The organism is Paraburkholderia sacchari (assembly GCF_000785435.2).
Lineage (GTDB): Bacteria > Pseudomonadota > Gammaproteobacteria > Burkholderiales > Burkholderiaceae > Paraburkholderia > Paraburkholderia sacchari.
In genome coordinates, this window is sequence record NZ_JTDB02000010.1 from 174,585 (window position 1) to 186,226 (window position 11,642).

An 11,642-nucleotide genomic window follows, 5' to 3' on the forward strand; every position below is an offset into this window, starting at 1 on the left:
GGGTTCATACCACGTCAAAACGTATACTTCGCGTGCAGTGTCAGATAATCGCGATCTGCTAGCGGATGTGTTCTAGCATTGGCGGATGAGAGATACAGGTTGACCGCCATACCAACCTCAAGGTTGTTGAGATAGGTGAAGTTAGCCCCGACACTGAGCAACTTGTCGCCGACCCCATATAGCGAGCCAAACGCGCCAGCAATCGAAGAATTCCCGGCGAGGGCGTGCTGCCATGTGATAGGTACAGAGAGATCCCAACCGTTAAACACGTTCGGGTACGACAAGGTGGCCGTTAGCGCATAGGCGGCAGAATCGCGGCTATTGTACAAATCCGAGTAGTTAGCACCGCCCATCGCGTACGGATCGACGTGCGTCGCGTGAACGTAACCGATTTCCCCCGCGATGGCGATTTCGTCGGCAAGCCAATTGTGACCAAAAGTGCGAATACCCGAGACCAAAACCTGGAGAGCGTCGCCACGTGTCGCGCTCGCACCAGCCGGCGTGTTGACCAAGATGGCCGCGCCCTGTCGATAGCTAATTTCGCTAGAAACCTGGTTGTCGCCAAGACGCGTCGAAATGCTCGCCGCCGCCATCTTGATGTTGGAGAAGTACTTTACGTAATACCCAGGTGTCGGCGTGGTCTGAACTACAACATTTGGATTCTTGTCATCGTAATTCAACCAGTAAAGACCGAGGTCCGTCTTCTGCGTCAGGAGGTAGTGCATCCCGATACCGCCCTGACCAGAGTTGCGCGGACGAATTTCCCCAAGAAGAGGTAGCGTTACCCCGGGTGCGGCAAACAAAAACTCGGCTCCAGGCCCAAGAATATCTGTGGTCGAAAAGTACGAACCAACAGGAGACAGCTCGTTTTCCTTGTAGTTGAACTGATAGTACCCTTGGAAGCTGAGTCTCGGTGTCGCCTGCAATTGCAGCGAAAGCTGCGGTACTGGCAAAAGAATGTCCTTTACCTCGGCACCGGGAACGTTAGCCTTGGTCGCATCGGCGGGGCCTTGAGCGCTGGCCACGCCCGAGAAGAACATACTTTCACCCCAGGCAACCACCTGATTACCCAGGCGGAAATCGATTCGTTGCGCGTCTCCCAATCTCCAGCCGCCGTACGCATACGCGTTCAGAAATCTGGCACGCAAGCCGTTGAAATAACTCGCGGCATCCGTGAATTGGTCAAACGGTCCAGTTTTATTTACTGTTCCCGGAGAGTTATTGTCATTTCTACTGCGATAGACCTGATCGTAAAATGCATCAGCGCTAAAATTGAAGCCGAAATCGCCATGTTTGAGATTTGCCTCAAACAGAGTGCTCAGGCGATTGTTGATCAAGCCCCATTTTCTGAAATTTCTATCTCCGTCGTCTGCGTTGATCTGCCCTGGCAAGCCATTCGGGCCGATTGGTCCGTTGACCAGCGCATCTGCAGCGCCGGTAATACGCATCCCGGCACCGTAGGTCGCCGTCAAGCGATAGTCGATCGACGTCCCATCGGCGAAGTCATAGCTCCAAGCGTGAGCTCCCGTGCTCGCTAGCATCATACCGACGACCGCAAGCGGACGTAGCTTCGATGCTATTCCCGCGTCGGATGCGAGCGCGCGGTACTTCTTCGAGTGTTTCTCCTCCAGCATCATCTCCGCTCCAGCAATAATATTTACTTTTATTAGAGAACTTAAAATCCGCCACATGAATAGTTCTAGTAGCGTTATGAATAGATTCGTACTCCGAACTTATCCGCGCATCGACCTATCGGACTAGGTGTCTCCACCTAGGCGCTCAAACCTAGAGAATCACGATGACTCCCCGACCTGAGCGTATTCCGCGCTTGCACGCCGTCCCTTTCGCTCCTCACCAACGCCGAGCCAAACGGCCAATGCTGGAAGAAGGAGCACGGCACCCAGCAAATTTACCAGGAACATGAATGCCAACAGGATGCCCATATCGGACTGAAATTTCAGTGAAGAAAACGCCCACGTTCCGACACCGAACGCCATCGTTATCGCAGTGAAAACAGCAGCCGTACCACGTTGACACATCGCTTCGTAGAAAGCATCGTGAAACGAGTGACCCTCGTAGTGCATGTGGTGCTGTACGCGCTCAAACAGATAGATTCCGTAGTCGACACCTACGCCCACGCCCAAAGCAATGACCGGCAAGGTTGCAACCTTAAGACCGATGCCGAGCATCGCCATCAAAGCGTTGCAGAGAATCGAAACAATTATGAGCGGCACGATTATGCAAAGTACGGCGCGCCAAGACCTGAAGGTCACGAAGCACAACAGGCTGATCGCCCCGAAAATGGAGAGCAGCATCGTAACTTCGGCCGCTTTTACAGCCTCGTTTGTCGCGGCGATTACTCCAACGTTTCCAGCAGCGAGACGGAAATTGATATTTTCGGAATTGTTCTCTTCGGCGAAGCGCTTGATCTCCGATACGATGTGATCGATCGTCGCCCCTTGATGGTCCTTCGTGTAAATCAAGACCTGAACGGCTGTACAACCATCCGTGTTGAATCCGAGGTCGGGATTCCAGCCGTCCGCACCCTGACTGAGACCCCGGCTTGATCGAGGCAGAGCTGCCCAACGCGGGTTTCCTTCATTGTTCGCTGCAATTGCAGTCTTGGCGAGGTCGGGTACGCTGACGACTGACCGAACACCATATACGCCGCGCATTTGGCTCTCAAACTGATCTATCGCGTGCATCACTGGGTATTTCAGGCAGGCGTCGTCGCTATAGCCTCGGGTTTCAGCAATCACACTAAGCACGTCAATGCCGGTGTGATAGCTGCTTATGATTGCTGCATTGTCCCGGTTATATTGTGCGTTTTCACGAAACTCCGGCGCGCCGCTTCCGATGTCGCCAATGGTCAATTTTCTGGACTCTGATACGCCGCCAACCAGCAAAACAAGCATCGCAGCAAACACGGCAAGTGCTACAGGCCGCTGAGCCGCAGCGGACAGTCGCCACCAAAGGGGATGACGATCCGAATCAGCTGCGCGCTGCGCCCTATGGGCAGAGGCTTCTAGCGTCATGTACGAAAGAAGCACAGGCAACAATAACTTGTTGGTCAGGATCATCAGCAGAACGCCCAGACACGCCGTTACTCCAAGTTCACGGACGCTCGGGATATCGATTCTCATGATCACCATAAAGCCCAACGCGTTCGTGAGAAGCGCGACGCTACCAGGTATGAAGAGCTTTGTGAATGCCGCGTGCGAGGCCCACATCGGGCTCAGTCCTCTCACGACCTCCTGCTTCCATGCATTCGTCATCTGGACTGCGTGCGAGACTCCGATGGAAAAGATCAGGAACGGAACAAGAATGGACAACGGATCTATGCCGTAGCCCAGAAGGGGCAACAGGCCCAGCAGCCACGTAACAGGCAAGATCGCGATAGTCAATGCCAACATGGTCATCTTAAGTGACCGACAATAGGCAAAGAGCAACGCACCAGTAATTACAAATGCACATCCAAAAAAGAGGATGACACCCATAAGTCCGTTGACAATGTCACCAATGAGAGTTGGGAAGCCGCTGATCTGGACGCTTAGGTCCTTTGTCGTGAACTCCCTCCTGATTTTCTCTAGTTTCTTAGCAACGGCAATATAGTCAACCTTTTTCCCCGTCTGGGGGTCGATCTCCTGGAGGTCGCTACGAATCATCGCCCCCTTAAGGTCGTTCTGCACGAGTCGTCCGATCTCGCCGGATCTTGCGGTGTTCCGGCGTACGGTTGCCAGCTCTTCGGGTTGGCCGCTGAACTTAGCGGGAACAACAACGTCCCCATAAAAGCCTTTCTCCGTCACTTCAATGAATCGAACGTTCGGCGTAAAGAGCGACGTCACGCGCGGCCGGTCAACGCCGGGGATGAAGAACACTTCATCCGTGGCACCTCTCAATGCATGCAAGAATTCGTTATTGTAAATATCACCTGAACCATTCCATCGCAAATTGACCAGAATGCGATTTCCGCCTGGGAATACGTCCGCGTATTTGAGGAACGTCTTCATGTACGGATGCTCAAGCGGGATCATTTTATAAAACCCCGGGTCCAACTTGATCCTCAGCGAGCTCGCAATAAGCGCTGCCGTAACGGCAAGAAAGATAACCAGTAGCACGCGACGACTGGAGATCAACAGATCCGCACATCGCGTCACGATTTTCGGCGTATTGGATTTCATATTGGAAGTTCCTACTGAAGACTGCTCAACGACTCAACCATCAGACCGCTCTCTCCGGCAAGCGTAAGTTGCTGCGGTGCTCCCTCTCGCACTTGGGTGAAGCTGGTTCGGCCTCCAGCTTGCAATGTCCTGAAGGTCGATCCGCCATCCGTTGACTCGATCACCGCGCCGCCCTGACCTACTAGCACAATTTCACCACTTCGAAGAACGGTACCTCCGAAGAACGCCACATTAACCGCAGTATTGGCTTGCTTCCACGACTGTCCGTCGTCATGTGAGACGTAGACGTGGCCACGCATTCCATAAACTAGCCAATCATTGTTGGAAAGCTGCATGGCACCAAAAAAAGTACCGTCATAGAAAGACGGCTTCTTTTGCCAGTGTTCGCCACCGTCCGTGGACGTCGCCACCAATCCCTGTTCGCCGGCAATGGTTAGTTTTTCTCCCGATCCCGCGATCGCATAGAGGTGCGCATCCGCGAGACCGGCATCCTTCTTCTGCCAAGTCTCTCCGCCGTCTGTCGAGACGAGGAAGGCACCAAAGCTGCCTATCGCAAGCACCTTGCCTTTCTCCGGGGAGGTCACGTCGAACAGCGGTTCGGGATCGTTCGCTGCATAGTTGACGGTACGCCAATGAAGTCCGCCATCGACTGTCTTCAGGATCGTCCGGTCTTGCCCCACAGCATATCCGAGCTGTTGGTCTACGAATTTGACTTGCGTGAGCGCGGAATGGTGTTGAGGCGTGACCACCGCGTCGCTCCAACTTTTCCCACCGTCATCGCTTATGAAGATATGGCCGAGGTCTCCGACTGCCACCTGCCGCGATCCAGCGAGGTCGATTCCCGTCATGATGAGACCGGCCGGGCCAATCCGGCTTTCCGGAAACGAAGGTGCGGGACGATGCGAAAACGCAAACACCGCTGCGGCCACGACAATCGCCGAGATCGCAATCCCTACCAGCTTCTGCATGTCTCCTCCGTATAATGTCAACGTCGCATAGCGACGCTGTGCCGCTATTACTACCCCTCACCGAGTGGTAGCCGGTCTGTCGATTTGATCGCTAAATCATCGGCTTTTGATATGCGAGTCGTCTCCAGACATCGCGTCTTGCCGCTCATCGAATCAGATCGCAGCGCAGAAGAGCGGAACGATCTGGGGCTGGTCGAAATGGTCGCCGCCTTTATTCGCACGGTCATCGTCCAATAAGACTACGCATTCACCATATGCAGACGCTTTGGTAAGCCAATGTGTAAAAGTTGACTTGGACGTTATCGGCGAGAGGTGACTTGCGCCACTCTTGTGTGCGAGAGACCAGCGGTGAAACTAGTCCACTTGGACTATGCGTATTGCTCGCAGCCTCGCGCTGCGGCATTGATCCGCGATTCGGTCGAACGTTCAGTTCGCGCCGCAGCGCGAGGTGTGGAGCGCAGCTGATCGCACCCTCGATGTAGTCCAAGTAGACGATGCGCACAAGCATCGTCATCGATACGCTCGAATCCACTAGTCCGTTGAGCTTGTGCCAATGTGAGACACTCACAGTTCTTTGTGGCGGACAAACGTGAGGGAAACTCGTGGCAACCGCACTTCATGACATCTCATTCACTACCATGGGTGGTTCGCATACTACCCTCGCCGCGTACCGAGGGAAGGTTCTGCTATTGGTGAATGTCGCGTCGCGCTGTGGTTTAACGCCCCAATACAGCGCTTTGGAGACCCTCTATAGACTGAAGAAGTCCCAGGGATTTGAGGTACTTGCGTTTCCCGCCAATGACTTTAAGGAGCAAGAGCCTGGCACGAACCAAGAGATCTTTGAATTCTGCACTACGAATTATGGTGTCAGCTTCCCGATTTTCTCCAAGATATCTGTCGTGGGTCCGAATCGCCATCCGCTCTATGCGGAACTAACGGCGTTGCGCCCGGTGCGGACGGGGGAAGGGCCATTCATGTCGTTGCTGGAGGGCTATGGTATATCTCCGAGTCGGCCGGACGACATTCTTTGGAACTTTGAGAAATTTCTTATTTCTCGCGACGGTGCGGTGGTCGAACGCTTTGCGCCTGATGTGACTGCAGATGATTCACGCCTTATCGTAGCCCTCGATAGAGAGCTCGAGAGACTGTAGTTGTTTCGCTCTCGCGACGACACCTGAAGCCCGCCTACGAGCACTTCATTTCGAACTGCGTGACAGAAGTGCGTCGATTCCGCTGATGATCTGCTCGAACCCGAATTCGAGAATCGCCTCGCGGTCGCTCTGCAGCACAGGGAACACAGATAGATACGCACGTTGCTCGTCAGCTGACAGCCCCTCTAACTGACTGATCGAAAGCGAACTCCGGTAGCTCGGGGCTACGGACTCCACCATCATCAGTCCAGTCGCGCTCGAAAGAAACCAGTTGTAGGCGAACGCGAGCTCATTTCCTTTGAGCCCCTGGCTTTCTAGAAGGACCAACACAGGCGCGCAAATGCGTACCCAGGCGTTCGGCACACGCCCAGACCACGCCATTACCTTCCGCACAACGGGATACCCGTCCGCGTGCCTCTGCACAGCCCACAGCCAGGCGTGTAGGTAGCCCCGCCAATCTCCGCCGCCCGGCAGTTCAAGAAAGGAAAACGCGTAGTCAGCAACCGCCGTCAAGAGTCCTTCGCGATTCGGGAAATACTTGTACAGCGACATCGTCGCGACGCCCAGCATGGACGCGACCTCCGACATCGCCAGCTCGTCCGTATTTCGGTTGCGCAAGACTTCGAGCGTCGCGTCGATGATGATCTGATGCGAAAGCGTCGCCGGCCGACCGCGAGGACGTGGACCTCCCGCTACGGCCGTCTGCGCGGTCTCTTTAGTGAGCTTCTTAGGCATCGTTAACCCTGAAAGAAAATTTAGAAACTATTTACGATAATACATAAATTAATTCAGCCGTGCACGAGCCGGATCTGCTGTCGGCGCGCCTAAGGTTACCAGTGACGGCAGCAGCGGTCGCAACGTCGCAGGTGTTTGTCAGCCCTCAAAAAAGGACTCCGCACTCATGAAGGCAGCCGTCTTTCACGACCCCGGACAACTGGAAATGCGCACCGACCTCCGTGCGCCCGAACCCGGCCCGAACGAAGTCATCGTCAAAGTCTCCGCTTGCGGTATCTGCGGCAGCGACCTCCACCTCTACCGTACCAATGCCCATCGCGGACCAAGCCTACTGTGGACCAGCCCCGAAGGCTACGAAGTGCCCGGCCACGAATATAGCGGAACGATCGTAGGGACAGGGAGCAACATCACTGACTGGCATATCGGAGAGCGAGTCGTAGGTGTAACGGGCGGCGGCGGTTTCGCAGAATACGTGCGCGTACCCGTGAATCCCTTTCAGCTCGTGCGTGTACCAGACGCCGTATCGTTCGCCGAGGCAGCCACGACCGAACCGCTGGCTGATGGGCTGCAAATGGTACGCAAGGCCAACGTACAACCCGGCGAAAACGTCGTCGTCTATGGCGTGGGAATTATTGGGCTGGGTGTGATCCAGGCGCTCAAGGCGATGAACGTCCGCGCAAAGCAGATCATTGCGGTCGACGTGTCAGATTCGAGGCTTGCCATGGCAGTCGAAGTCGGCGCAACGGCGGTAGTCAATCCGCGCGTCGACGAACCCATTGCGCGAATCGGTCAGATCTGTGGAACCGTCCCGACCGAATTCCCACCCATGAATCCGCCTGACGTCGCGGCTGTCATCGATTGCGCCGGGTTCCTCAAACATATGGATGGCCCACCACCACTGCAGCAGGCCCTCCACCTTCTGCGCCCTAAAGGCGGAAGAATTGTGTGCTTCGGCGCCTATGAGGACAAATTTCCCATTGATTTCATGCCAGTTATTCACAAGGAAATCGCCATCTACGGTTCGATGGGCTACTCTCCAGCCGATCTAGAGAAGGCGTTAGACCTGATGGCGTCCGGCGAACTTGATAGGAAGCGTTTGATTTCCCATCGCCTAACTCTCGAACACATCACGGAAGCTTTCGAAGTCCAAGGCTCACCGGAAGCCATAAAAGTAATGGTCACTATCGACTGACCCTACGAAATTTAGAAACCGAGGAAACTATCATGCCGCTTCAATCATTAGGTGAACGTATTGCTGACCTATTGGTCGCCGAAGGAGTCGACAAATTTTTCTCATTGCCGGAGGTGACTTTCGGCAAGCTCCATCATGCACTTCACGATCGTGGTGTACCGCTAATCGCAGGCCACCACGAGACAGCTTCAGCCTACATTGCCGAAGCCTACGCCGCGTTCACTGGCGGAATTGCCGTCGCCGGTGGCGCCTGCGGCCCCGGGGTAATGAACCTCTACCCAGCGATTGCGAACTCATGGTCGGAAAATCTTCCGATACTCTACCTTGGATCTGAACGTAGTACGCTCGCCAGAAACTCGCCACGAAGCGGAAAATTTCAGTGCCCCCCCAATTGTGATGTAGTAAAGCCGATCACAAAGTTTTCTGCGGTCCTGGAAGATCCGCTACAGGCCGACGACTTGTTCCAGGAAGCATTCCGACAGCTGCGGCAAGGCACGCCCGGTCCCGTCTACATCGGTCTGCCGTTTGACCTCCTGCTCGAACAACGGGAGTTTCCCAATCCAGTTCCGCCACAACGCTATCGTCCCGCGAGTTTTACCGAAACGGTCAGTGATGCCGAGATCGAAAAGGTTGCTGATCTTCTCGCAAAGGCGAAGCGCCCGCTTATCATCGGTGGAGCAGGGATTCGAAATGCCGCTTCGCAAGCCGTGTTTAGGAAGCTGGTCGAAACGGTCGGTTGCCCAACGCTTCTTACATTCAGCGCTCGTGGCGTATTGCCCGACACGCATCCGCAAGTCTTCGACTACGGAATCGAACCGGGAGCCACGCTCACACGCAACGCTGACCTAATTCTGGTGATCGGGTCTCCTATTGGTGAAAAATTCGCTTATGGCGGGAACGCTTACACCAGTGAGCAAGAGAATTTTCCGAACTATTTTGGCAAGGCCGGCGAGCAGAAGTGGATCCAGCTCGATCTGGACCCGTCGACCATCGGACGGAATCGGCCTGTCGACGTTGCGTTGCCCGGCGATATGCGTGCAATCCTGCCTCGCCTCGTTCAAGCACTTGAAAAACGAACCATTCACCGAACGCCTGAACTCGATCACTGGAGTAAGCAGCGAAGGGACTACTATCGCGGGCTTAATGCCAACGCCCCGGACACTAAGCCCATACATCCTGGGCGCGCAATTGCTGAGCTTCAGTCCGTCCTCCCCGCCGAGACCATCGTCGTACGAGACGGCGGCGCCTTCAGCATCTGGCTCCAGAACTATCTGCATCACGACATTGGCGGATATATCAAAGCGGGCAAACAAGGCAATTTGGGGACCGGCGTTCCGTACGCAATTGGCGTCGCATTGGCGGAGCAAACCAGAGGGAGGCCGGTCTGTCTGGTGACGGGAGACGGCTCATTCGGCTTCTATGCGATGGAGCTAGAGACCGCAGTTCGATACAAGCTTCCGATGGTCATTGTCGTTGGATACGATGCCGGTTGGTCGCTCGAGGTGCCGTACTATATGCATGTTTGCGGCCGAACCTTCGAGGTCGATCACAATTTCGTCCGACTTGACGATCTTGCCCGCACGCTCGGTGCACACGGAGAATTCTGCGAATCGACTGACCAAATAGCTCCCGCGATACGCCGGGCGTTTGAGTCGGGAAAGCCTGCCTTGGTGCAAATCGCGATAGATCGTGATGCAAATGCGTTCCAAATGCCGAATTCTCACATCTGGACCAAATGGCACGCGGACAAGACCGCGTATCCGGAATAATTGCCACTACGCCGCGACGTAAAGGACGATTTTAGCTCCTTTACATCGATGAGGGCATCGCCCGTTTTTCGTATGTAAACATGCTCCTAAGGGGGGTGCCAAGCATCCCGCTGTGTGGAGCAAGTCCATCAGCAACTCGGAGTACCCGATAGATGAACGATAATGTTGCCGGTCACGGCCCAAATGCGATTGCTGAATTGAGCCGCTATCGGCGTGCAATGCTGGTTGCGGTACTCATAAGCTCCGGTCCGCTAATGGGCCTCATTATTGTCGGTGTCGCCCCTATCCTCCCCATGCTCGCGCACGAATATGGGGGTGATGCGAAAGCTGCCTGGATAGCACAGCTACTGCTCACCGTTCCGAGCGCCGGCATCATGCTCGGAGGTCCTCTGACCGGTTGGCTCGTAGAGCGATTCGGGCCGAGACGCGTAATGACCTATGGGCTGGCATCGTACATTGTTGCCGGTGGGATCGGGATGATCACCCTAGAGCCACATATCCTTCTTCCAGCCCGCTTTGTCGCAGGGCTCGGTGCCGTGGCTGTGGCCACCGCCTCGATGGCTGTCCTGGGCGCTGAATTTGAAGAGGGTGAACGTGCCAAGATCCTGGGCTACCAAGGCGCAGTCGGCAGCCTGTTTGGTATCGTTGGAGTATTGCTCGCTGGGGAAATCGCTGAGGGTTTCGGGATAAAAGCCAATTTTGCTTTGTATCTCGGTGCGGCGATTGTTCTCGGCATGGCGGTGGCCGCGATGCCATTGAGATTGACTAAGGCGCCGAGGAAATCTACTGACGCTCCGTCCTCACAGTTGTTGCTGGGACTTTGGCCGTTGTATTTTCTCTACACGCTAATCTTCTGCGCGTCCTTCATGCCCAGCGTTCAGCTCGGCTTCCTTCTTACGGTTGATGGTGTAACGAGTGTTGCGATCATCTCCAGAGTTCTCGCTGGTAGCGCTATCGGCACTGCGGCAGGATCGTGGGCGTTTAGCATCCTCGGCTCGAAGATTGGACATGGTTTTGCATCAATCATTGCATTGGTTTTGTGGTCAGCAGGATTGCTAGCAATCGGCATGAGACCGGGTGTCGTGTGGACCTCCGCCGGCGCAGTCGTAACCGGCATCGGGTTTGGCCTATTCATGCCGTATGCGGCGTCACTTTTGCTGCGCAAAGCTGCACCAGAGGTACGGGGGCGCGCGATGGGTCTTTTCTACACGGCAATCTATCTGGGCGACTTCGTGAGCCCATTCATGACGATGCCAATACGAGATGCAATCGGCGTTCACGGTCTTTTTAGTGTAACGGGCGGCGCTATCGGCGTAGCGGCGCTGATCAAGGCGGCCGCAGGCTCGCGCCGAGGTGCGTGCTAGGGAGTTCGACTCTCACTGAGTCCTACCGAGCTATAGCGATAAGTAGCTTTATCTTGCCGATGCGGGCAAATCTTTACGCCCCCGAACCTGTCCGCATTTTTGTGGGCGAGGCGGTTAAAGGAATCGTTACCCGCGCGCCTGCGTGAATCGGTCGCCAAACAGGATAGCAAACTGGTTCATCGCCGACTTCCAGTCGAAGGCGGCACGAACGGACTTTGCCAGGACATTGCGTAGCGCCAGCCAGAGCAGCTTGATGGCTGCCTCGTCATTCGGGAAGTGGCC

General features: G+C 55.2%; 8 protein-coding genes and 1 pseudogene. 4 read left to right on the forward strand and 5 right to left on the reverse strand.

The features are described 5' to 3' along the window. Window positions 1-14 precede the first annotated feature (14 nt). The 3 genes from NH14_RS27905 to NH14_RS27915 form a co-directional block, all read right to left on the reverse strand. Window positions 15-1,637 carry a DUF1302 domain-containing protein gene (locus NH14_RS27905; RefSeq protein WP_052148326.1) on the reverse strand — a complete coding sequence of 541 codons (1,623 nt, stop codon included), beginning with the start codon at window positions 1,635-1,637 and terminating at the stop codon, window positions 15-17. Window positions 1,638-1,793: 156 nt separating this feature from the next. Beyond that, window positions 1,794-4,181 (reverse strand): efflux RND transporter permease subunit, encoded by a 2,388-nt coding sequence (locus tag NH14_RS27910; protein WP_035530675.1) that lies wholly within the window; start codon window positions 4,179-4,181, stop codon window positions 1,794-1,796. An 11-nt stretch (window positions 4,182-4,192) separates the two neighbouring features. After that, the gene (locus tag NH14_RS27915) at window positions 4,193-5,149 is read right to left on the reverse strand and encodes a WD40/YVTN/BNR-like repeat-containing protein (RefSeq protein ID WP_035530673.1); all 957 of its coding nucleotides are present in this window, start codon (window positions 5,147-5,149) and stop codon (window positions 4,193-4,195) included. Between the two features lie 602 nt (window positions 5,150-5,751). On the opposite strand from NH14_RS27915, the gene NH14_RS27920 reads away from it, so the two are divergent. After that, on the forward strand, window positions 5,752-6,300 hold the full coding sequence (locus NH14_RS27920; protein ID WP_084225782.1) for a glutathione peroxidase: 549 nt from the start codon (window positions 5,752-5,754) through the stop codon (window positions 6,298-6,300). Between the two features lie 45 nt (window positions 6,301-6,345). On the opposite strand, the gene NH14_RS27925 is transcribed toward NH14_RS27920, so the two are convergent. Then, window positions 6,346-7,035 carry a TetR/AcrR family transcriptional regulator gene (locus NH14_RS27925; protein ID WP_052148325.1) on the reverse strand — a complete coding sequence of 230 codons (690 nt, stop codon included), beginning with the start codon at window positions 7,033-7,035 and terminating at the stop codon, window positions 6,346-6,348. A 166-nt stretch (window positions 7,036-7,201) separates the two neighbouring features. Here NH14_RS27925 and NH14_RS27930 point away from each other — a divergent pair, with 166 nt between their 5' ends. The 3 genes from NH14_RS27930 to NH14_RS27940 all read left to right on the forward strand — a co-directional run bounded on the left by NH14_RS27930 (window position 7,202) and on the right by NH14_RS27940 (window position 11,360). Further along, the gene (locus NH14_RS27930) at window positions 7,202-8,227 is read left to right on the forward strand and encodes a zinc-dependent alcohol dehydrogenase (RefSeq protein WP_035530669.1); all 1,026 of its coding nucleotides are present in this window, start codon (window positions 7,202-7,204) and stop codon (window positions 8,225-8,227) included. Between the two features lie 32 nt (window positions 8,228-8,259). Next, a complete protein-coding gene (locus NH14_RS27935; protein WP_084225781.1) occupies window positions 8,260-9,996 on the forward strand; it encodes a thiamine pyrophosphate-binding protein in 1,737 nt (578 codons plus the stop codon). 152 nt (window positions 9,997-10,148) lie between these two features. Beyond that, window positions 10,149-11,360: an MFS transporter gene (locus NH14_RS27940; RefSeq protein WP_084225780.1), complete on the forward strand. Its 1,212-nt coding sequence runs from the start codon at window positions 10,149-10,151 to the stop codon at window positions 11,358-11,360. A 126-nt stretch (window positions 11,361-11,486) separates the two neighbouring features. Here NH14_RS27940 and NH14_RS27945 read toward each other — a convergent pair. After that, window positions 11,487-11,642, reverse strand: a pseudogene (locus tag NH14_RS27945) (IS256 family transposase); the annotation flags it as partial.